Here is a 21,909-nt window from a genome sequence, read left to right as displayed (position 1 = left end):
AATCAAGATGCTTGATTAGTGGTTCATTTTTCATTTCGCCTAAAACCCTTTTTTCCCAGCCTCTTTTTTTTGAACCTAGCTTTCTACTTTCTTGTTTTTACAAACAACTTCTTCGAGGTCGTCCAAAATCCTTCCAAAGAAGAGGTCCTAAAATGTCGTACCGGCTAACAAAAAACTCCGTAAAATTATAATTATTTAAAATTAAAGGCGGTTCAAAATCAAGGGGAGCACCCGCGCCTCCTGATAATACAAAATCAGTACCTCTTCCAAGCGTAAACGACCCGTTTCTGTTTTTTCTAATAAACTGCTCGTCATACGCATGCACGTGGCTGACTAACACTTTTTTCACGCGATGTTCTTGAATTAAATCAAAAAATTCTTGACTCTGAGGAGTCGTTACAGGAAAACCTCCCAGGTCTGACCACCGGCCAATATTTGGCTGCGCATGCATGGCTACAACGGTATTACGAGGAGCATCCTCTAGCTGCTGCTCTAAATAATTCAGCTCTCTATCTGTAAATCCATATATTTTATTCTTGGGACTGATGATATTATTTAATGCGATGCACCGGAAGTTAAAGACAGGAATATCAATGACCCAGTGCACTTTTCCGATAGTGGCTCTGAAGTTTTCGAGGTTGCTTTCTTCAAGGTTTAATTCATCATGATTCCCTACGCATACAAACACGGGAATGTTTGGTGCTATTTTTTCGACAACTTTAACAAAGTGCTCCAAATACCTCTTTTCTCCTGTATACACGGTGTCTCCCCCATGAATAATGAACAGCGGATTCAATTCCACCGCCTTTTTTAACACAAGCTCAAATTCACCGCTCATCGTGTAACAATTATCGTTTGGTCCGTCACCTCTGCTGTCGCCCATAAAAACAAAGTTGAATGGATCTCTCGGATTTAATTGTTTAATTCTTTGCTTTAATAACTTTTCAGAACGTTCATGAAGCGTCAAATTCATCAACTAGTTAATCCCCCTATTACTAAATAAATTTAGTTAAAAGTAAACAAGCTTACTTATTTATATGAGAATTTGCTGATGAAGGTCACTATCTTCTTGTAAGAAGAACGCACATTTAAATTAGTTTTCATAGCCTATCTATTCTTTCATTTTGTTAAGCACGGATAGGACAACATAAAAGCTAGAATCTCAGTATCTATTAATACGAGCTGGAGCATAATCCAAAAATGAACAAAGGAATACATGAGCTGAACCGCTTGTGACACCGCAGTTGATTTCCGTGCAAGGCTTCGCTTTCCGCGGGCGGCCGATGAGCCTCCTCGTCGCTTGTGCGCCTGCGGGGTCTCACCTGTTCCGCTTTTCCCGCAGGAGTCTTCGCCTTGCTCTCCAATCAACTGCTAGAAGAAATGAAACAGCTGAAACCTGCGTTCACCATAAAAAACGAACCACTAATCAAAGTGTTTGATTAGTGGTTCGTTTTTCACTTCGGCTAACATACTTTTATCGCAGCCTCTTACATTTAAACAACAATTAGACGTATTTATTACGCTCAACTGGACTTAAAGAATTTCTTTCAGAGCGAGCTGCCATGTCCGTTTCAATTTGCTCTAGGCTACGTCCTTTTGTTTCAACAACTACAAAGCGTATGAAGAATAATCCGAGAACACAAATGATCCCAAATGTTGAAAAGATTACGCCTAAGCTAAACTGATCGGCTAAAATAGGAAACACAAGCCCTACTGCAAGCGATCCTGTCCAGTTAAAGGCAGATGAAATACCAGCACCGATTCCGCGCACAGAAAGCGGGAAAATTTCTCCTACAATGATCCACGTAAGCGGCGCCCAAGAAAACGCATAGCACAGGATAAAGCAGCAAAGTGCAATTAACGTAACCCAGTTAACAACGGATTCATTAACGCCTACTGCTCCAAGAATAGCCGGTGTAAAAAAGGAAAGAGCCATTCCCGCTCCGCCAACCGTAAGAATGGTACGGCGGTTGAATTTATCAACAAACTGTAGAAAAATAAGTGTTGTCACCACAAAAATTACCCCAACAATAACCGTAAAACCAGCAGCTACCTGCGGCGCTAAACCAACTTGACGGGCAATGCTTGTTGCATAATAAACAATTGAGTTGGAGCCTTGAATCTGCTGAAAAGTTGCCATTCCGACACCGATAATTAAAGCTAAACGAAACTTTTTCTGAAACAGCTGTTTAATGCCTGATTGTTCATGCACAGCTACGCTTTGAATTTCAGATACTTCAGCTTCGACTTCAGCTGCTGAGGAACGAAGCGTGCGCAGTACTTCACGCGCTTTATCTGCCATTCCGTTTTTAATTAAGTAGCGAGGTGACTCCGGAAGCTTGATCATACCGATGCATAAAACGATCGCAAAAATACCGGCGCTTCCAAGCATTAATCGCCAGCTGTTTGGAACCGGCTCAAAAATAAAGGCTACGATATAGCTTAACAATAACCCAATTACAATCATTAGCTGATTTAAACCTGAAAGCTTCCCGCGAATATGAGCAGGTGCGATTTCTGACATATAGGCAGGAACTAAAGAAGAAGCCGTTCCCACTGCTGTACCTAAAAAGACGCGCGCAATCGTTAACGTAATTTCCTCTGGTGCAATCGCTGAACCGATGGAGCCTAACAGAAAAATGATAGAGGAAATTAAAATTAACTTTCTTCGTCCAAACTTATCACCTAATAATCCGCTTAAAATAGAACCGATAATGGCTCCGCCCATTAGCGATGAAACCACAATCCCCAGCCACAGCGGACTTAAATGAAACGCTTCACGGATATGACCTTCTGCACCAGCAATAATCCCAATATCATAACCGAATAAAATACCGGCAAATGAGCCGAAGAAGAAGATAAACTTACTTGATACTTTACTCATGATTATATCCCCTTTGTATTGTCTTAGTTTTTCTTCCTGCCACACTTATTTAAAACGCTTTCATTTATTTCTAAACACGGCGTTCTTTTACTGACGCTATATTTTCACTTCCAAGGAAGCAGCGCTCCCTTGGAAGTAATGATGCTTACTTAATAATGACGTACTCTAAATTCACAAGCTTTGCATAGCTCACAATTTGATCCGTAGTTAAATTTAATGAAAGAACCGTATGATGGCCTCCTCCGTTTTCAATCCACGCTTTAACGCCGTCTTGAAAGTTCGGCTTAATGTTCCAAAGCACGCGTGCTACCGGAAGGTTTGGGGCTGGAACTTCCGGCTCAAATGCCGATACTTCGTTAATTAACAGCTTGTAATGCGTGCCGAAGTCAGCCATAGAAACGACTACGCCTTCTCCTTGTTTACCGTCAAACACTAAGCGGGCCGGATCTTCGCGGTTACCGATACCTAGCGGAGAAACGATTAGTTTTGGCTTGTTTACTGCTAGCGTCGGGTCTACTTCAAGCATGTGTGATTGAAGCACTGACTCACGTCCGGGAGCCAATTCATACGTGTAGTCTTCCATAAAGCCCGTTGACTGATTATGGCTCATCACTTTGAGCAAGCGGTCAAGCGCCGCTGTTTTCCAGTCTCCTTCACCAGCAAAGCCGTATCCCTGTGCCATCAAGCGCTGTACCGCTAGACCAGGAAGCTGCTTCATGCCGTATAGATCTTCAAAGTTAGTCGTAAAAGCGCTGTAGCCGCCTTCGTCTAGAAAACGTTTAATCGCAATTTCATAGCTTGCCTGTACTTTTACGCTAGATTCCCAGTCTTCTGCAGAATAATCGCCGTAAACAAATTCATACGCGTCGGCATATTCAGCAAATAAATCATTGATTTCTTCTTCCGTAACGGCATCTACATATTGAACAAGGTCACCGATTCCAAAGTAGTCAACCGTCCATCCAAATTGAATTTGCGCTTCGATTTTGTCTCCTTCCGTTACGCCGACGTTGCGCATATTGTCACCGAAACGCGCGACTTTAATGTTGAAGCTTTCGTTATAAGCAGCGGCTACGTCCATCCACTGTGCAATTTGCTGCTGTACGTCGGGGCGCTCCCAGTAGCCTACTACAATTTTATTTTGCTTGTTCAAACGCGCGTTGATAAAGCCGTATTCACGATCACCGTGAGCGGACTGATTCAAGTTCATAAAATCCATATCAATTGTTTCCCAAGGAATACTTTCGTTAAATTGTGTTGCCAAATGAAGCAGCGGTTTTTGCAGTAACTTGGTACCGCGAATCCACATTTTTGCAGGCGAGAACGTATGCATCCACGTGATTACACCGGCAACTTCATCTCGGTAATTCACTTCTTTCATCATGCTTGTAATCGTATCAGCACTCACAGCTAAATCTTGCAGCACAAGCGGATAAGGTAAGATACCGCTTTCATTTAAAGTATCAGTCATACTTTGCGCGTGTGCTTTTACTTCTGCTAGCGCTTCTTTTCCGTAAAGATGCTGTGAACCAACAATAAACCAAAATTCTTTTTGAGTTGTTTTTAACATGATAATCCCCTTTTCTATATGTAAGTCTTTTAATTCCCTTGCCCGTAATACGCGTTTTGTCCGTGTTTTCGTAAATAATGTTTGTCTAATATACGCTGAGGCAGCTCTTCAGCCAGCCCGTTTAATTTTTGGGTAAAGAAATTCATTTTGGATACTTCGTCTAATACGACGCTGTTCATTACCGCCGTTTTGGCATCTTTTCCCCACGTAAACGGCCCGTGCCCTTGAAGTAAAATTCCAGGAACTGCTAGCACATCTAAACCGCGCTTTTCAAACGTTTCAATAATCACCTTGCCCGTTTCCACTTCATATCCGTCATTTACTTCTTTTTCTGTCAAAAAGCGCGCGCACGGTACGGAACCATAAAAGGTATCGGCATGAGTCGTTCCCATTGCCTGCACATCGAGCCCTGCTTGAGCCCAAATGGTCGCCCACGTTGAATGCGTATGAGCAATACCGCCAATTTGTGGGTAGTGCTTATACAATACGGCGTGCGTCAGCGTATCAGAGGACGGATTAAGCTCACCTTCTACCACGCGGCCATCTAAATCGACGACTACCATGTCTTGTGCCGTCATTTTTTCATACGTAACACCGCTTGGTTTAATCACAAACAAACCGCTATCTCGGTCAACTGCACTTACATTTCCCCACGTGTACTTGACCAGTCCGTGTTTTGGCAAATCGAGGTTTGCTTGAAATACTTCTTCTTTTAATTTATCTAGCACAGTAACTCCTCCCGTTCTTCGCTGTGATGCTCGGCAGCTGCTTTTTCAATTACTAGCCCTTTTTTATATCTTTTAATAAATGCTTCAAACCCTTTTACATCGAGTTCGTCAGGGTAGATTTCCTGTGCGGTCACTTCTTTAAAGACTTTATTATCCAAGAAATCTTCTAAACTTTCATTCTCACTTTTATTGAGCATATAAGAAGAAAGAATAGCCATGCCCCACGCGCCGCCTTCTCCTGCTGTGTCCATGACGGAAACCGGGGTATTAATTGCCGCTGCCATCATTTTTTGACCCACTACCGGCGTTTTAAATAATCCTCCGTGCGCTAAAATACTATGAATCTTTACGTTTTCTTCTTTGACTAAAAGATCCATTCCTATTTTTAGAGCGCCAAAAGCTGTAAAAAGATGCGTTCGCATAAAGTTTGCTAGATTAAAATTGCTTTTTGCTGACCGGACAAATAGCGGACGTCCACTTTCTACTCCGGTAATATTTTCACCTGAGAAATAGCCGTAGCTAAGCAAGCCCCCTCCATCAGGATCAGCATCTAACGCTTTATTTAACATCACTTGGAATAATTTATCCGACTCTACTTTTTGCCCCATCGCCTCCGAAAATTCACGAAACAATCCGAGCCAAGCGTTTAAGTCGCTTGAGCAGTTATTCGCATGAACCATGGCAACTGGACTGCCGTTTGGCGTGGTAACCAAATCAATTTCCGGATAGACTTTTGAAAGCTTTTTATCTAGTACAATCATCGCAAAAACGGACGTTCCTACTGAAACATTTCCCGTACGTTTTCTTACGCTGTTTGTCGCCACCATTCCCGTTCCTGCATCTCCTTCTGGAGGACAAAACGGAATGCCCGGCTGCAAATTTTTTGATTGATCTAAAATACTAGCTCCTATCGCTGTTAACATGCCTGCTTGCTCGCCTGAAGTATGAACTGCAGGCAGAATATCTGATAGTTGCCACGGATATCCTTTGTAAGAAATAAGCTCATTAAACTTCTTCATCATATCTTCACTGTAATTTTGCGTGCGTTCATCAATTGGAAACATCCCCGAAGCATCTCCAATGCCAAGCGCCTTAGTGCCCGTCAGCAGCCAGTGAATATAGCCGGCTAACGTTGTTATGTAATGGATGCGCGGCAGGTGTTTTTCTTGATTGATGATTGCCTGATACAGATGCGCAATGCTCCATCGTTCAGGAATATTAAAGTTAAAATGTTCAGTTAATTCTTTTGCTGCTTCGCTTGTTGTTGCATTACGCCACGTTCGAAACGGAACAAGCAGCTCACCCGTTTTATCAAACGCCATATATCCGTGCATCATAGCTGAAACACCGATAGAGCCAACTGTTCGAATGGTGATCCCGTAGCTTCGTTCCACTTCTTGCTTCATTTCACGGTAAGCACTTTGCAGACCTGTAATAATATCGAGTAAGTTGTACGTCCAAAAACCGTCTTCTAAGAGATTTTCCCATTCATAACTGCCTGATGCTATCGTTTCAAAGTTTTCATTGATCAGCACCGCTTTAATACGAGTAGATCCAAGTTCAATTCCAAGGGACGTTTTTCCTTTAGCAATTGCTTGTTTTATGCTTTCTTGAGTTGTTTTCACGTTTAATCTCCTTTCTGATAGCTATAAAGATACCTATAGCAGTAAGGAAGCGCTTTCCGTTTTATGTAACGCTGTTTGAATTTGTTAACAACTTAAGTATATTTATTTGTACGTACATTTGTCAATAATAAAATTATATATGCACACAAATGCTCAAAACACCCTACTATTCTCTTCTTAAACTTTTAAAAAATCGGTATTCAACCCTTAAATCATTTTCCTTTTGATTAAAAATTACGGAAATCTTTTCATTTATTCACGTTCATGATAAAATATGTCCATACAAATTTTACACATAAAAAAAGTTGAATGTATACAACTACGAAAGAAGTGAAAACATGAAGCCAAAATATCAGGTGATTATTGAAGATATAAAAAGCAAAATTCTTTCAGGCGATTACAGCATTGGAGAGCAAATCCCGACTGAATCGGTCATGCAAGAAACGTACGGTGTCAGCAGACATACGGTTCGAAAAGCCATTTTAGAGCTGTCGAATGAAGGATTTTTAAGAAGTGAAAAAGGATCTGGCACCTATGTAAGCAATCAGTATCAATCAAAATCTAGCGGGGCTTCTGCCAACAAAACGATCGGCGTTATTACCACGTATATTTCCGACTATATTTTCCCTTCTATTATTCGTGGAATTGAAAGCAGGTTAAATAAAGATAATTATTCGCTGCTGCTGGCGAGCACGAATAATGATGTAGAACAAGAAAAAAAAGCGCTGGAAATGATGCTTTCCTACGGAGTAGACGGCTTAATTGTTGAGCCTACAAAAAGTAATTTGTACAATCCAAACATCTCGTATTATTTATCATTCAAAGAACAAGACGTTCCATTTACGATGATTAACGCCTACTACGAAGAATTAGAGGTTCCGTTTTTTTGTTTAGATGACGTTCAGTCAAGCTACCTTGCCACAAATGAATTAATTTCAAAAGGACATACACAAATTGGACTTATTGCAAAAATGGATGACCTGCAGGGAAAATACCGAATGAAAGGCTACATAAAAGCGCTCGGTGATGCAAAACTACGCTTTCAGCCTGAGCATATTTTGTCTTTTAACACCGAAACAAAGCTCGATTTGTACGCTAATTTAAAAGAGTTTCTCACTGAAAATCAAGACGAAATGACCGCTCTTGTCTGCTATAACGATGAAGTCGGATTAGAAGTTGTAAATGTATGCAGACAGCTTGGCATTTCCATTCCGGACAAGTTGTCAATTATTGGTCAAGATAATTCGTACATTGCTAAAAATGCAACGATTAATTTAACAACGTTAACCCATCCGCAGGAACAAATGGGACACGACGCGGCTGATTGGATCATTAAAAAGCTGCAGGGCAAAAAAGATTTGCCAAACGAAACTTACTATCAGCCGGTGTTAGTTGAAGGAGAAACGATTAAAGAACTAACTGCAAAGCCTGATGAAGTTCGTTAAGAGAAAGCTTCTTTAGAGGTCTATAAAACTTCTTATAAGATAAGGGGATGCACATTATTGCATCCCCTTTTTTATGTAACGATTCATTTTATAACGGAGCCTGAACGATGATATATACTCCTTTTTCTATCCTTTGTTTCGCTTGCTCTATTGCTCTTTTAGCGGTAAATGATAACTGAGATACAGGAGCCGCCCCCTCTGAACCAATAACAAGAGGATCAACCCAGCGCATTTTTGTCGTTTGGTAAACATCATAACAAGACGCCGTTCCTGTTTCTGCTTTGCTGTTAAAAAGAGCAGATAACATCCCTTCAATGCTGCTATCTCCAGCGTTTTTCAGCAACCGAATCACATCGTCATCCTGCTTTAAAAAATCTTCCATAGACACTATATCTTTTTGCAAAGCAAGCTTGATAATTTCCGTCAGCTGATAGTTTCCAAACATATTGAGCGGATGCATAAAAAAGCCAATGACTTCTTTGTAGTAAGCATCCACAAACCACTCTGCCGCTGATAAATTACTGCACGCCATTTGTCCATTAAATCCGACAAGCTGATCCAAAAACACATGCACTTCTTGTAAAGTAATCTCGCCGCATACGTACAAATCCCTCAGCGTATAATCCACGCGGTCAGCGCATAAGCGCGGAGCGTTCTGTTCAAGCAACGTCCACTGGCTTTCATCAAGTAAGATATCTCGCCAGTTTAAACCGGCGCTCGTTAAAATAGAAGGAATAGACGACCCGGTCACAATTTGTTCGTAAATCATTTCATGATAATTTTCTTCTTTTTGTTCAAGAACGTAGTCAATCACATGAGAAAATGCCGTATGGGAAACGTCATGTAATAAAGCCGCTATTTGCTCTTCCAAAGAGCCTCCTAGCCTATGTACAAGCATCATCGCACCAACGGAATGATCATATCGAGTAGTATTCCATTTTTCATTTACAAACCGGCTCGCTCCGCCTTGGTAAATTCCTTTTAAACGCTGTACGGGATCACTTTGAATGAGTTCTAAAAGAACGCCGTCTATTTCAAATTTTCCGTACAGCTCATCATAAAGTATAAGCATATCCTTCTCTCCTTTTACTAGCTTATTATGTTTAATCCTAAGGTCAAGACACAATGCTGTAAAGCCGCGTTGCGATAGTAACCTATTTTTTGTAACAAAATGTTCAATTTTCTTGCCGTCACACTCATAAAAATCACTCATTGGGATGATTTTATTTTATAACTTAAGTGATAAAGTTTTATGGAGAAATTTATTTACTAGTAGAAAGTAAGATAAAAAGGAGATATTTATGAAAAAGCTCAGTATGCTGCTGCTCATTTTAGTCATTGCCGTGGTCGGCTGTTCGAAAGGAAATGAGCAAAAGTCACAGGAAGTTAAAGGAACAATTGAAGTGCCTCAAACCATTAAAGCAAACGAAAAAACAGCTATTAACGTGCTCGTTACACAAGGAGACAAAAAGATAAAAAATGCAGATGCCGTACAAATTCAAGTTGAAAAAGAAGGCTACATTAATCAAGAAATGATCGATGCAAAACATCAGGATAACGGCGCATACAGCACCGACTATACGTTTAAAGACGACGGCGAATATACGATTACCGCTCATGTGACGATAAAAGGCGACATGAAAATGTTTACGAAAAAAGTAACGGTTGGCGAGAAAAAGTAAACTGCCTATTAAAAAACGACCTCTGCTTGCCAGAAGTCGTTTTTATTATTCCTTGGATTCTTTAATACGGTCAAGATACTGCTTCGCATGAAGCAAACCAAGATTTTTTTCTTTTCGTATGTATTTAATAGCCTGAACGTCACTTCGGCCATTCATCATCATCAAATTGACTCTGTTTTCAAAAGCCTCGTCTTTCTCTATTTCTAGCTGCTTCCACTCTTTCTCTAAATCACGTTTAGGTGTTTTGAGCAGGAATACCACTAGTATAACAAGAACGCTACTTGTGGTGATATAAAGCCACAGCCACTCGAGAAACCAGCTGTTAATCACATTGATTATGATGAGAACAGTGAAGCAAGAATACAGCCTTGTTTGATACTTACTCCTCTTGTTTGAATCTATTTTATTAAAAAATATCCCCACCGTCAGCCTCCTTTTAGCATTTCATTGGCGCTTTTTTCTATTAATCTCTTTTGCGCATTAAGCAAATCTATATCATACAAATTACCATTTAACCTAACAAATAGCAATCAAGTTCACCCTATCATACTCTTTATCTCATTGACTACTCATAAAAAATACAGGACTTTTCGCAAAGCCCTGCACGTTTATTTCATATTTAAATAAGGTTAAACGCTTTTACCACTTGAGCAACCGCAAACGTAACCCCAATCGCAATCACTGTTGGAATCGCAAAAGCAAGAAACGTCCACTTAACATTTTTGGTTTCTTTATAAATGTTCACAAGCGTTGTTCCGCACGGAAAATGCAGAAGCGAAAACAGCATCATGTTAAGAGCCGTTAGCCACGTCCAGTGGTGATCAAGGAAAATTTGCTTGAGTCGAGTCGCATCTTCGATTTCAATTAATGAACCCGTTGATAAATACGCCATCAGTAAAACTGGTACAACAATTTCATTAGCCGGCAAGCCAATAATAAAAGCAGCTAATATATACCCGTCTAGTCCTAGCGTCTTGGCAAACGGATCAAGAAACTGAACGAAGTGCATTAAAATACTCGTATCGCCAATATAGATATTAGCCAATACCCACGTTAATACCGCTGCGGGTGCTGCAACAATAATCGCGCGTTTTAACACAAACAGCGATTTATCCAGCGTCGCACGCACAATTGTATCTACAAATTTTGGCTTACGGTAAGGCGGGAGCTCTAGCGTATAGTGTGTTGGTACTCCACGCAGCGCCGTTTTAGACAGTGCCCATGATACGAACAGCGTCACAACAATCCCAAATAACACCGTTCCGACTACAACAAGCGCCGTTACGAAAGTTTTAGCACTCCCTGTAAAGCCTGTTGCCATAAATAAAGAAGCTAACAAAATCAGCGTAGGCCATCTGCCGTTACACGGAACAAAGTTATTCGTTAAAATCGCCATCATACGTTCACGCGGCGATTCAATAATACGAGTCGACATAATCGCTGCGGCGTTACATCCAAATCCCATTGCCATCGTCAGCGACTGCTTGCCGTGTGCGCCTGCTCGTTTGAACAAACGATCCATATTAAACGCGACGCGAGGCAAATAGCCGTAGTTTTCTAAAAGGGCAAACACCGGAAAAAAGATAGCCATTGGAGGCAGCATGACGCTAATGACCCAACCCGTACCGCGAAACAGTCCTAATACAAAAATTCCGTGCAGCCATTCTGGTGCATGCATCGCTTGAAAGAAAGCTGTTAAATATCCTTCCGCCCAGCCGAACCCTTCTGCAATTAATCCAGAAGGAACGTTTGCCCCTGCTATGGTGATGTAAAAAATCACCGATAAAATACCAAGCATAATCGGAAATCCCCAGATTGGCGAAGTGAAGACTTTATCCAATTTCTCCGTGCGCTGAAGCTTTGAGCGGTCTTCGTATACAACGGCTTTTTTACATATTTGCTGTGACGACTGATAAATGCTTGCCACCATATTTGAACGATGATCTTTTTCTTTTGCCTGCTGCGCATAGCGCGTTAGCTGTTCCATCGCTAATGAGTTTTCAGGAGTTAACGGATTTCCCATATGCGCTGTTCCTCCTTTCTGTGTGGCTGATATCTTGCTGCTGATGCTGCTGAATCGTTTCTAAAAACGACGTGTCTCCATCAAGAACCCGTAAAGCAATCCAGCGGAGAGGAAATTGATTTCCTACAATAGAAGCAACTTGAGGTTCTAGCTCCTTTAGTGACGCTTCAATTTCTTTTGTATACTGCACCTGGTAAGGAGTAAGCTTTACTTCCCCGCGCACGACTCCTTCAATCGCATCCAGCAAATTCGTAATGCCTTTTTTATTGCGAGCTGATATAGGCACAACCGGTACCCCTAACGATTCAGCGAGCTTTTTTTCGTTAATCACAATTCCTTTTTTCTTTGCTTCATCCATTAAGTTCACGCAAATCACGACGTTTTCCGTCATTTCCATTACCTGCAGAGCTAGATTAAGATTTCGTTCCATCGCCGTTGCATCGACCACAACAACCGTCACGTCAGGTCTTTCAAATAAAATATAATCGCGCGCTACTTCTTCGTCTGCCGAATTTGAATAAAGTGAATACGTTCCAGGCAGATCGACGATTGTGTAGAGCTGCTGGTGATGTTCAAACGTCCCTTCTGCTTTGGCTACAGTTTTTCCCGTCCAGTTTCCCGTGTGCTGCTTAAGACCGGTTAACCCGTTAAATAACGTACTTTTTCCCGTGTTCGGATTTCCTGCTAATGCAATGCGATACTCACTCAACGTCGTCACCTACTTTTTTCACATAAATTTTTGAGCTTTCTTCTTTTCTCAGACCAATCGTTGTATGACTGACTTGATAAGCAACAGGATCTCCCAACGGGCTTTTTTGAAGCACTTTAATGATGGCTCCTGGAATAAATCCTAAATCTAACAAGCGGCGCTTTAAGGCACCTTCGATTTCAATTCGCTCTAACTGTACTGTTTCACCTGTCGTAAATGTAGACAATGGATAATTATTTACACTAGCCATCTATTTTTCATCCCTTCTTTTTTTTTACCTATGGTTATATTTTTTTCGTTAGACCAACTTTTAGAGTAAAAAAATATGCTCGTTGATTTTTAATAGGGTATTCTGCTGGTGCAGAAAAATGAACATGTCAGCATCATTTATTTGAAATTTTCAGTTTGTACGTGTCATGATACCGAAAGTTTACCACAGGAAACTTTTTTAGTCTAGGGTAAAATACTGTGTTTTTTAATAGCAAAGGCGGGATTTATAGTCATTATAGAAAGAATCTTTCCACTTCATATATTCGCTTAATAAACCTATAATACAAGTAACTTAGTCGTTTTGGAGGGATTTAGAATGTCAGCAGAACACGTTAAAGATTTTTCAGAACTTGATGAGATAGTTGTTGAGGAAACTGGTCGAAGAATAAAATTTTTGGTACAGAGCCAAGGTCTTTCTCAATCACAATTAGCAAAAATATTAGGAAGAGATGCGAAAACTATTTCTAATTATTACTGTGGAAAGTCACTTCCTGATAAAAAAGATTTAATAGTGCTCGCTAGGATTTTAGGAGTACGTTATGACGAAATATTGGTGTTCAGGGGCGATATAGAGGGTTATCAAAGGATTCAACATTATAACCTTGAGTGTAATGAAGAGTGTAATACAATTTCTGACGCTATCAACAAATCTCAAAAAGAAAGTAAACTATTTAATCCACATTCAAAGGGGCGTGCTAATATTCGTAATTTAGTGGAAGCGGGATTGTGTATGGAATTTTTCTCGTCAAGAGTTAAGCAAGATATTTGTAACAGAATAGTCGATACGTTGCTTTCAGGTAGAGGTGTAGATAGCACATATATGCACCACATTTATGAAAATTATATTTGGCGTAAATTATCAGAAGAGCAGAAAGAGTTTTGCAAATCGACATTTGCCTATGAGCGAGGAGAAACAGAAAAGCAACCTTCAGACTCTGACTTTTATCGGTTAATAAACAAAGAACAGGAAGGGAGTGCATTATGGAACATACGAGGATATTGAAAATATAATTAGAACGCTGTCAAATTACTATAAAAAACAAAAATCGTTTATACGTATTTTCTTAAATGAACCGGTAATGTCAAAAGCTATTGAAGTGTTTGATAATGAAATGTTAGAGATGATTGATCACGCTTTTGATTTAATGGGAATTCCTGATGAGGAATCTCCTGATAAATATGATAGAAAAAATTGGACAAGGGATGTTTGTACAAATTTAATAAAAATAGCAGCGAAAAATGACAAATATGTAGAACCTGCCGTTGAATTAATAAATAACTGGGAAAACTTAACTGACTTCACATCAAAGGTTGAATCACACACTTGGTTTCACTATGACCAACTTCTGGATGAACACCTTACCGGTTATAAGAAGTGGCACGAGAAGCAAAGAGAAATGGAAAAAGCTCACACGAAGAGTAAATGATGCGTACGCTGGCGGCGTTCACGGCAACGCTTGGATTGATACTTACAATTACGATTTGTTAAAAGCTCGACAAATTAGCTTAAAAGATATTATTAACACCAACACTAAGTTAAACAAGGTTAATAACTATATCCGGAATGAAATGATTGCGCGTAATAAAAAAGGTGCTCAGTTCTGGGTTAATGAATTTAAGTCTGTAAATTTAAAAGACGATCAGTTTTACTATACAAGTAGCGGCATTGCTATTATATTTGGTGAGTATGAGTACGGCCCGTATTCTAACGGCATTCATACGTTTAAAATTCCGTCCACCATTTATAAATAAGATAGTCGTACAAAAAAACATAAAAAAAGAAGCATGCGAACCATCAGTTCACATGCTTCTTTTTCTTTTTTTCTGCAGAATAAGCGGAGCAAAAAAGAAAGGTGAGCCCTATTCCGCCTCCAACCATCATTGAATAGGAAAACGTATCTCTTAACGCTAGGCCGCCTATCATTGACAATACAAACAGAAAATAAAACAGTAATGTGTAGTTCCTCTTCACAATCTCTACTCTCCCCTTCCCCATCATTTTCCGAAAACCAAATCATACAACCACGGAAGAACTCAGGGCCGCATGTATTACGCTTCTTGTAGCAGACGAAAAACCGCTTTTTAAGGTATTTTTATAGCGTTTGAAAAAGTGAAATGGTCAAAACTAACGTCAGCAAGGAGCCTGCAGATGTTAACATCATTATTTTTCGGTTACTCTGATTCTTTTCAGGTTTTAAAAACTCTTGAATGGCTACGAACCAAATCACAAAAGTGATTAAAGAAAGTATCCCCATAGACATACGAGCATCTCCATCCTTATATGTATTTAAATTTTTTAACATATTTAACCAACAAACTTTCCCGAATAAGTTATTAAAATAAATGCTACTCTTCATCCAATATTAACATAAAATTCCACAAACCTTTAATTGTGTAAAACCATAATATTTTAAAACAGGCTATTTATAAAACGCTCTTTTGAACTGGAAATGAATATAAAGTTGTCTCTGACTATTCTTCACTTTACAAATGATATACTTATTTATAGAAAAACCTCTCAGATCTCACCCAGTACTTACCCTACCGTCAGAGGAAAAAAGTGTACCTTGTTAGGAGGAAACGAAATGATTAAAAAACTAGACCATTTTGTACTAACGGTAAAAGACGTTGAAAGAACCATTCACTTTTATACGGTTATCTTAGGCATGCAGAAAGAGACATTCGGAGAAGGAAGAGTAGCGCTTCGTTTTGGTGATCAAAAAATAAACCTACATCAAGCGGGCCATGAATTTGAACCAAAAGCAAATCACCCTCTTCCGGGCTCCGCTGATTTATGTTTTATTACGGAGGAAAAGATCGAAAGCATAATCCATCATTTACAAAAACATAATGTAAACATTGAAGAAGGGCCGGTCAAACGTACAGGTGCTGTAGGGCCTATTGTTTCTGTTTACATAAGAGATCCTGATTACAATTTGATTGAGCTGTCGAACTACGTAGATTAAAGTGTTCTTATGAAAAAAAAAAGAATGCACAAGGCATTCTCTTTTTAAATGGCTATATAAGGTACTACTCTTTAGACTTACCTATCTCTACTTTTTTCGTAAACATTTTCATGTCACCGTCTACCGTAACATGAGCGGTAATCATGTATTCGCCGTCTTCTTTAAACGTATAGTCCGTGCTGTAGACGCCTTTTCCTTCGTGCGGTGCTTTTGTCATTTCTTGATTGATGTAGCCTTCTTTTTCAACTTGGAACTGTACGTCGTCCGCGTTTTCTACTTTTTTATGTCCTTGCGTCACAAGGACTTTAAGCTTGACTTGTTCATTTGCTTGAATGGATTCCGGTACTTCAATCGTTCCTTTTACTTCTTTTGAACGTGAATCATTTGCCTTTGAACAGCCTACTATAGCTATCATTAAAACGAATAATACGATGCTGAGTTTTTTCATTATGTTGTTCTCCTTTGTTATGTAAATGTGAAGTCTTCCTGCAATTTCATATTATACTCATTTATCCGGTAAAAAGAGAAAAATTGCTTATTGTCCACATAAAGTTCTTATTTCTACAGTAGCTTTTACATCTTTTCATTTCTCTAATCGTCATTTCCTTCACAAAAAAGCTGAAGAAGCGTATTGCCTTCTCCAGCTTTACCTTTATCTTTGCGGTTCTTCTAGGGTATAAGCAGACAGTGCGTTTTCGACCCATCGTACAAAATCTTTGCTTGCTCCCCAGTCAATATTTAATACTCCTTCTGCGCTTCCTGAAGGAATACACTTAACTTTGTTTGGACCCGACACATTTTCTAGAATAATGGTTAGTGATCCTCTGCCGCCGGTGCGGAAAAAATAGCGTTCAAACACAAGTGTGCACAGCTGCTTGCCGTCTCCAAGGTCATAATATTCTTTGTATAGTAAGTCACTTTCCGAATTATTTGCGTTCACAAGCTTTTTTGCTCCATCAAAAGGAAGCAGCGTCGTTTTAAATTCAATTACCTTTCCCATCACTCAAGCCCCTTTCTATCGCAACAGATACCTACTACTTCTCTTTTTCCCTCTAAAAAACCTGCCGCTTCTCTTTATGTACAATATGGTACAATAGAAAAGAAAAAGAATTGTTTGAACGGAAAAAGGAGCATGCAACCTCTATGAATACACGAGATCAACTTATCCAAAATGTGGTTTCCACGATGCGAAACCAAACGAAAAAAATGCAGCTATCGGTTATCCCCACTTTAAAATCATATATTCCTTTAAATGAATTTTTAGCGCTTCGCCTGCTGTATAAAGAAGGCAATCATATCGTTTCTGAGATTGCCGAGCATATGCACATCTCAAACAGCAGCATGACGTGCGTCAGCGACCGTCTCATGGAAAGAGAATTTGTCACGCGCGTACGCAGTCAAAAAGACCGCCGCGTTGTCTACTTATCGATTACGGATAAAGGAAAAGCGTTTGCAGAAGAAATGGAAAAAGTGCTCACTAAAGAATACGGTGAAAAGCTTAGTCATTTTACGGATGAAGAATTACAAACGTTTCTTCGCTTGTTAAATAAAATGGATATTTAATAAAAAACCAGATGCCCGCTAAGCAGGTCTCTGGTTTTTATTTTGGTTAGTTGTTGTTTACCTTCAAATTAAAGGCGTCCGAGGTTAAATCTTTTGAACTGTCGTTTTCGTAATCACTTACATACGGAACAAATCGAAGCATAACCACTCCTTTGTCGTTTCTGTACTCATCGTCCCTCTCTAGCACTGTGTCTGTTCCTCCTCCACTGCCGCTTTCAGAAAGATCTCTTCCATTTTGGTCTTTTATTTTTACACCAATGTCCGTTCCGCCTCGGATGCTTCCGTTTGATGATGTAAACGTATAGTGCATTTTAATCGAAACAGGCGATACGCGAACTTCTTTAATAGACAATACGCCTTCTATTCCCTTTTCGTTAATCGGAATTTCCTTGTTTAACGGATACACTTTAGTATCAGCGATGATTTTCGAGCCATTTACGCTAGTGTGTATGGTCCAATTCCCTTTAATTTCTCCGTACGAATCCCGGTAGTTCCCGCTTTTCGTCTGACCAGGATTCTTTTCAAATTCAAGGCTTGTGAACTGCGCGCTGATTTGATAGTTTTTGCTTGGATCAATGTGATCTAGCACGCTGTAGCCTTCAACATCAATTTCCCCGTCTCCGTCCGTGTCCGCTTGCGTTAGTTTTAAAGCGTACAGATAGTCCCAGCTTCCGTCTTTGTTTTTGATTGGTTCCTCTCTAATGCTTGAAGCGGAATCAAAAAACGACATATTGCCAATTTTCACGCGCAGCTCTCCCGGTCGAATTGGCGCGTCTCGGTTAAGTCCTAGTGCGGTTCTTCTAAATTCATCTGCGCTAATCGTCAGCCCAAGCAGCACCTGTCCGTCATCAAGCATTAGTTCATTTACTTTTACTTCAATACCTTGGTCCGTTGCCGTTTCATTTACCGCTTTTTTATAGCTGCTCAAACTGCCTTCAGGCTTGTTCATAAGCAGCTCGATTTGCTGACCAAGCTGCTGACTGATTCGCACAGCCGATGCCCATACCGTTTCGTTTTGCATCATCACAGGCGTTACAGCAAGCAGCAGCACCGCAGCGGCAATCAGCGGACGCGCTTTTTTCCGCGCCGGCTTTATTTCACGTTTTAAGCGCTTTTTCATTCGTTTTTTCTCGCTTGCCGTTAGCTGGATTTCTTCATATTCATCAAAGTCTATAGAAGATCCATTTAAAAAGTCGTACTCATTTTTCATCTTTGTCCCTCCTTATTTCTTATTTAAAAATAGCTTTTAACTTTTTTCGTCCGCGCGACAGCCGGTTGTATAAATTGCTGATGGTGGTCTCTTGTTTTTTCGCAATTTGCTTCAGCTCAATTTCCTGTAAGTAATACGCTTTAAACAGCTCGCGGTCTCCTTCACTTAAGTGACCTAAAAGTTCTTCCACGTCGTCCCTTTGAACGTTATGAACTCCTGATGTTTCACCGAACTCCGCTTCGCCAAGCGCTTCGTGCTGCGTTTTTATGTATTTGCGCTGATAGTCAATGGCTTTGTACTTAGCAACAGCCGCAATCCAGTTTTTAAACGTATTTTTTTCCGAATCAAAGCGGTGAATATGATGCCACACGGCTAACAATACGTCGTTTACACACTCTTCTTCATAACCTTTCAGCGTGCCTAGATGCTTACGTACAATGGCCGTAATTAACCCTCCGTACTGATCGATTAACAGCTCTAATCCTTTTTCTTTTTTCCGTGTTATACACACAACAATCCAGTCATCTTCCATGACATTGCTCCTTTCTCCTTGCTTTTACATCTATTAATACGGATTCTTTTTACAAAACCTATCAATCTTCCTACATTAAATTAAAAATAAGCTTGTTCAGTATTTCTCTCGCTGGTAAAATAAGCTAAAACCTTTGAAGGAGGCCGCTATGATTACCTATCCTTTTCTGACATCCAACCCAACTATCGGCGTAACCGCACCGTCTTCTGGTGTACCTCAAGCTCTTCACTCCATGTTTTCTTTATCGTGTGAACGAATGAAAGAAAAAGGCTTTTCTGTTATACCCGGAGAAACCGTGTGGACGCAGCACAAAGCAAAATCTGCTTCTCCTAAAAAACGTGCAAATGAGCTTCAAGCCATGATTACTGATGAAAACATTGATATCCTTATCCCGCCTTGGGGAGGCGAGCTACTCATTGAAATACTTGAACATCTTGACTTTACAAAATGGAAAACAAAATGGGTGCTTGGCTATTCTGACACCAGCGTTCTTTTGCTGGCTATTACACTTAATACCGGGATTGCAACGGCTCATGGAACCAACTTTGTGGATTTACGCGGAGAATACTGGGATCCAACGACTGCGATGTGGCAACAGGTGCTGACGACCAAAGAAGGCGAAAGCGTAGCTCAAGTTTCTTCTGATTCCTATCAAACAGAATGGCAGCACGATAACCCGTCACCATGCGTGTTTCATTTAACGGAACAAACGGCTTGGAAACATACAGAGTCAAGCGACGTTCATATCGAAGGGCGCCTGCTCGGGGGATGTATAGACGTAATCAGACACTTAGCCGGCACTTCTTTTGGAGACGTCAAAGCTTTTCGAGAAAAACATATTCCTTCAGAACCGGTCATTTGGTATTTTGACAACTGTGAACTGACGACTGTAGACCTTCGCCGTTCGCTTCTTCAGCTTAAGCTAGCGGGCTGGTTTGATAACTGCTCGGGCATTTTATTCGGTAGAAGCAGCGCTAATGAGCCCGTTGATTTCTACACTGCTGAAGATGTGTATCATGATCTTGCCTCCGACTTACATATTCCCGTTGTCTATGACATCGACTGCGGCCACCTCCCTCCTCAGCTCACGCTTATTAACGGCGCGTATGCGAGTGTTAACGTAGAGAGAGATAAGGGCACAGTTGTTCAATACTTTACGTAAAAAAAGAGGCTTGTATATAAGTAGTTTATTTAATTGAAGAAAAATTCGAACGAACTTGATTCCTGATGGAGAATCCAATTCGTTCGGATTTTTTTATGGATATGGTGCAAGTAGGTTTGTTTCATATATGTAGGTGCTTCTAATGGTTGATTGGAGGGCAGGACGAAGACTCCTGCGGGAAAAACGGAACAAGTGAGACCCCGCAGGAGCGTTCGCGACGAGGAGGCTCACCGGCCGCCCGCGGAAAGCGAAGTCTTGCACGGAAATCAACCGCGGTTCATTTCGTCGTTTCACAATTTTGTTTTACATATCTGTCATCAGTAATATAAACGTCCCAAACAGGAAAAAAGTTGCACCAAACCACGAGTGATAGTGCTCTTTTTGTTTTCTTTCAAACTTCCATTCTTCAAATCCTCGAATTACGTACAGGAGAAAAAAGAAAAGAAACATAAAAACGGAGGTATAGGCTGGAGGTATAACAAAGATCAGCACTAAAAACGCAGCAAGCATCACCATTTCAAGTGTGATAAACAGCGGACGCCTTCCCTTAAAGCTTCTCCAATAGCTTTTTTTCATCTTTGTATTCAGCTTCTTTCGCATGGCAAGATCCAGAAAGATATAAACGACTGCCAGAATCAGCAAATACACAAGCGCCATTTCCGTCCCTCCTTCCGACTTAAAATATCCTTATACTTCCATTTTAAAGGACTTTCCATAAATTTCAAGTCTCTAAAAAACTTTATCCAACTTATTAGTGCAAGCATTCATATATTTAAAAATCGCTAATATATTGACTAATGTACAGGTTGAATTCTCTGTATAAACTCACCTAGAGGGGGACATCAAGTTATGAGAATAAAAGAAGTGAAGCAAGGTGCACTCACAGCGCTGAAAAACCGCTGGGGATTCGCCGTACTGCTTACGTTCGTTACGTATCTAATTGCTGCCGGTATTCCAGGACTTATTGACTTTCTTGTTAACGGATTTCCAAGCGGGTCTGAAACCGAATACTCACAGTCTACCTTAGCTAATATTGTATCCCTGCTGCTCGTACCGCTCTTTTTCTCTTACTACTGGGTACTATTGCGTCTGGTGCGAGGAGAAAGTGTACGTGTAGGAAACGTGTTTGATTCATTTTCATCTGCGGGATTATACTTTAGAACCCTCGGACTTTACTTGCTAACGATTATTTATACCGTGCTATGGAGTATTTTATTAATCATTCCTGGCATCATCAAAAGTCTTGCCTATTCACAGGCTTACTACGTATTCCGCGATAACCCAGATTATTCGGTGAACCAGTCTATTACTGAAAGCAGACGGTTAATGAACGGCTACAAGTGGACCTACTTTTTACTCGTTTTAAGCTTTATCGGCTGGGGAATTTTAAGCTTGATTACGCTTGGCATCGGGTTATTATGGCTTGTTCCGTATGTAACGACTTCGCTTGGCGTATTTTATGAAAAGCTAAAAGCAAATGAAACAGAAGTTGCTGAATAGAAGAAAAACCGTATTCGAGTTGCGAATACGGTTTTTTTAT

27 protein-coding genes are annotated in these 21,909 nt (G+C 40.3%); 10 read left to right on the top strand and 17 right to left on the bottom strand.

The genetic code is table 11. The features are described from left to right. Positions 1-97 precede the first annotated feature (97 nt). From ACWATA_RS06775 to ACWATA_RS06750, 6 genes are all read right to left on the bottom strand, one after another. A complete protein-coding gene (locus tag ACWATA_RS06775; protein WP_223546690.1) occupies positions 98-973 on the bottom strand; it encodes a metallophosphoesterase family protein in 876 nt (291 codons plus the stop codon). 146 nt (positions 974-1,119) lie between these two features. Next, a complete protein-coding gene (locus ACWATA_RS06770; protein ID WP_473049679.1) occupies positions 1,120-1,368 on the bottom strand; it encodes a hypothetical protein in 249 nt (82 codons plus the stop codon). Positions 1,369-1,504: 136 nt separating this feature from the next. Then, positions 1,505-2,884, bottom strand: coding sequence for a sugar porter family MFS transporter (locus ACWATA_RS06765; protein ID WP_033580154.1), 1,380 nt, complete (start codon positions 2,882-2,884; stop codon positions 1,505-1,507). Positions 2,885-3,029: 145 nt separating this feature from the next. Next, positions 3,030-4,454, bottom strand: coding sequence for an L-arabinose isomerase (gene araA, locus ACWATA_RS06760; RefSeq protein WP_098999160.1), 1,425 nt, complete (start codon positions 4,452-4,454; stop codon positions 3,030-3,032). 29 nt (positions 4,455-4,483) lie between these two features. Beyond that, complete coding sequence (locus ACWATA_RS06755; protein ID WP_473049678.1) at positions 4,484-5,182, bottom strand: L-ribulose-5-phosphate 4-epimerase; 699 nt, start codon at positions 5,180-5,182, stop codon at positions 4,484-4,486. Further along, the gene (locus tag ACWATA_RS06750) at positions 5,176-6,807 is read right to left on the bottom strand and encodes a xylulokinase (protein WP_473049677.1); all 1,632 of its coding nucleotides are present in this window, start codon (positions 6,805-6,807) and stop codon (positions 5,176-5,178) included. The genes ACWATA_RS06755 and ACWATA_RS06750 overlap by 7 nt, the downstream gene beginning before the upstream one ends. Before the next feature lie 338 nt (positions 6,808-7,145). Here ACWATA_RS06750 and ACWATA_RS06745 point away from each other — a divergent pair, with 338 nt between their 5' ends. Then, a complete protein-coding gene (locus ACWATA_RS06745; RefSeq protein ID WP_473049676.1) occupies positions 7,146-8,252 on the top strand; it encodes a GntR family transcriptional regulator in 1,107 nt (368 codons plus the stop codon). A gap of 88 nt (positions 8,253-8,340) precedes the next feature. Here ACWATA_RS06745 and ACWATA_RS06740 read toward each other — a convergent pair whose 3' ends face one another. Further along, positions 8,341-9,324, bottom strand: a complete 984-nt coding sequence (locus ACWATA_RS06740) for an HD domain-containing protein (protein WP_430077941.1) — start codon at positions 9,322-9,324, stop codon at positions 8,341-8,343. Positions 9,325-9,553: 229 nt separating this feature from the next. Here ACWATA_RS06740 and ACWATA_RS06735 point away from each other — a divergent pair, with 229 nt between their 5' ends. After that, positions 9,554-9,934, top strand: a complete 381-nt coding sequence (locus ACWATA_RS06735) for a FixH family protein (RefSeq protein ID WP_033580149.1) — start codon at positions 9,554-9,556, stop codon at positions 9,932-9,934. A 45-nt stretch (positions 9,935-9,979) separates the two neighbouring features. Here ACWATA_RS06735 and ACWATA_RS06730 read toward each other — a convergent pair whose 3' ends face one another. From ACWATA_RS06730 to ACWATA_RS06715, 4 genes are all read right to left on the bottom strand, one after another. Next, positions 9,980-10,357, bottom strand: a complete 378-nt coding sequence (locus tag ACWATA_RS06730) for a hypothetical protein (RefSeq protein ID WP_048019402.1) — start codon at positions 10,355-10,357, stop codon at positions 9,980-9,982. Between the two features lie 196 nt (positions 10,358-10,553). Next, positions 10,554-11,921, bottom strand: a complete 1,368-nt coding sequence (locus ACWATA_RS06725) for a nucleoside recognition domain-containing protein (protein WP_473050210.1) — start codon at positions 11,919-11,921, stop codon at positions 10,554-10,556. Between the two features lie 13 nt (positions 11,922-11,934). Continuing rightward, positions 11,935-12,666 (bottom strand): FeoB small GTPase domain-containing protein, encoded by a 732-nt coding sequence (locus tag ACWATA_RS06720; RefSeq protein WP_028414734.1) that lies wholly within the window; start codon positions 12,664-12,666, stop codon positions 11,935-11,937. Continuing rightward, the gene (locus ACWATA_RS06715) at positions 12,659-12,916 is read right to left on the bottom strand and encodes a FeoA family protein (protein ID WP_473049675.1); all 258 of its coding nucleotides are present in this window, start codon (positions 12,914-12,916) and stop codon (positions 12,659-12,661) included. Before ACWATA_RS06715 ends, ACWATA_RS06720 begins: the two co-directional genes overlap by 8 nt. A gap of 336 nt (positions 12,917-13,252) precedes the next feature. Between ACWATA_RS06715 and ACWATA_RS06710 the strand changes: the two genes are divergently transcribed. The 3 genes from ACWATA_RS06710 to ACWATA_RS06700 all read left to right on the top strand — a co-directional run bounded on the left by ACWATA_RS06710 (position 13,253) and on the right by ACWATA_RS06700 (position 14,688). Continuing rightward, positions 13,253-13,939: a helix-turn-helix domain-containing protein gene (locus ACWATA_RS06710; protein ID WP_208757084.1), complete on the top strand. Its 687-nt coding sequence runs from the start codon at positions 13,253-13,255 to the stop codon at positions 13,937-13,939. A 76-nt stretch (positions 13,940-14,015) separates the two neighbouring features. Continuing rightward, positions 14,016-14,363: a hypothetical protein gene (locus ACWATA_RS06705; RefSeq protein ID WP_432231826.1), complete on the top strand. Its 348-nt coding sequence runs from the start codon at positions 14,016-14,018 to the stop codon at positions 14,361-14,363. Then, positions 14,287-14,688 carry an RsiV family protein gene (locus ACWATA_RS06700; protein ID WP_473049674.1) on the top strand — a complete coding sequence of 134 codons (402 nt, stop codon included), beginning with the start codon at positions 14,287-14,289 and terminating at the stop codon, positions 14,686-14,688. Before ACWATA_RS06705 ends, ACWATA_RS06700 begins: the two co-directional genes overlap by 77 nt. 341 nt (positions 14,689-15,029) lie before the next feature. Here ACWATA_RS06700 and ACWATA_RS06695 read toward each other — a convergent pair whose 3' ends face one another. Beyond that, a complete protein-coding gene (locus ACWATA_RS06695) occupies positions 15,030-15,197 on the bottom strand; it encodes a hypothetical protein (protein ID WP_013058248.1) in 168 nt (55 codons plus the stop codon). 324 nt (positions 15,198-15,521) lie between these two features. Between ACWATA_RS06695 and ACWATA_RS06690 the strand changes: the two genes are divergently transcribed. Continuing rightward, positions 15,522-15,902: a VOC family protein gene (locus ACWATA_RS06690; protein ID WP_473049673.1), complete on the top strand. Its 381-nt coding sequence runs from the start codon at positions 15,522-15,524 to the stop codon at positions 15,900-15,902. 64 nt (positions 15,903-15,966) lie between these two features. On the opposite strand, the gene ACWATA_RS06685 is transcribed toward ACWATA_RS06690, so the two are convergent. Next, complete coding sequence (locus ACWATA_RS06685) at positions 15,967-16,350, bottom strand: FixH family protein (RefSeq protein ID WP_430077948.1); 384 nt, start codon at positions 16,348-16,350, stop codon at positions 15,967-15,969. Between the two features lie 204 nt (positions 16,351-16,554). Further along, complete coding sequence (locus tag ACWATA_RS06680; protein WP_028414741.1) at positions 16,555-16,902, bottom strand: DUF6054 family protein; 348 nt, start codon at positions 16,900-16,902, stop codon at positions 16,555-16,557. A gap of 143 nt (positions 16,903-17,045) precedes the next feature. On the opposite strand from ACWATA_RS06680, the gene ACWATA_RS06675 reads away from it, so the two are divergent. After that, on the top strand, positions 17,046-17,465 hold the full coding sequence (locus ACWATA_RS06675; RefSeq protein WP_016765035.1) for a MarR family winged helix-turn-helix transcriptional regulator: 420 nt from the start codon (positions 17,046-17,048) through the stop codon (positions 17,463-17,465). Between the two features lie 46 nt (positions 17,466-17,511). On the opposite strand, the gene ACWATA_RS06670 is transcribed toward ACWATA_RS06675, so the two are convergent. Together ACWATA_RS06670 and ACWATA_RS06665 are read right to left on the bottom strand one after the other, a co-directional pair. Continuing rightward, positions 17,512-18,675, bottom strand: a complete 1,164-nt coding sequence (locus tag ACWATA_RS06670) for a DUF4179 domain-containing protein (protein WP_473049672.1) — start codon at positions 18,673-18,675, stop codon at positions 17,512-17,514. A gap of 19 nt (positions 18,676-18,694) precedes the next feature. After that, positions 18,695-19,207 (bottom strand): sigma-70 family RNA polymerase sigma factor, encoded by a 513-nt coding sequence (locus ACWATA_RS06665; protein WP_367076953.1) that lies wholly within the window; start codon positions 19,205-19,207, stop codon positions 18,695-18,697. 148 nt (positions 19,208-19,355) lie between these two features. Between ACWATA_RS06665 and ACWATA_RS06660 the strand changes: the two genes are divergently transcribed. Both ACWATA_RS06660 and ACWATA_RS06655 read left to right on the top strand, forming a co-directional pair. Beyond that, positions 19,356-20,369: a S66 family peptidase gene (locus tag ACWATA_RS06660; RefSeq protein ID WP_473049671.1), complete on the top strand. Its 1,014-nt coding sequence runs from the start codon at positions 19,356-19,358 to the stop codon at positions 20,367-20,369. A 146-nt stretch (positions 20,370-20,515) separates the two neighbouring features. Then, positions 20,516-20,698, top strand: a complete 183-nt coding sequence (locus ACWATA_RS06655) for a hypothetical protein (RefSeq protein ID WP_108674812.1) — start codon at positions 20,516-20,518, stop codon at positions 20,696-20,698. Here the strand turns inward: ACWATA_RS06655 and ACWATA_RS06650 are convergent. Next, complete coding sequence (locus tag ACWATA_RS06650; RefSeq protein ID WP_473049670.1) at positions 20,673-21,026, bottom strand: DUF4181 domain-containing protein; 354 nt, start codon at positions 21,024-21,026, stop codon at positions 20,673-20,675. The two genes, ACWATA_RS06655 and ACWATA_RS06650, sit on opposite strands and share 26 nt — an antisense overlap. Before the next feature lie 192 nt (positions 21,027-21,218). Here ACWATA_RS06650 and ACWATA_RS06645 point away from each other — a divergent pair, with 192 nt between their 5' ends. Next, positions 21,219-21,869 (top strand): DUF975 family protein, encoded by a 651-nt coding sequence (locus ACWATA_RS06645; RefSeq protein ID WP_034267099.1) that lies wholly within the window; start codon positions 21,219-21,221, stop codon positions 21,867-21,869. Positions 21,870-21,909 lie beyond the last annotated feature (40 nt).

This window comes from Priestia sp. USM5 (genome assembly GCF_058323215.1).
This window is presented reverse-complemented; position numbering and strand designations above follow the sequence as displayed.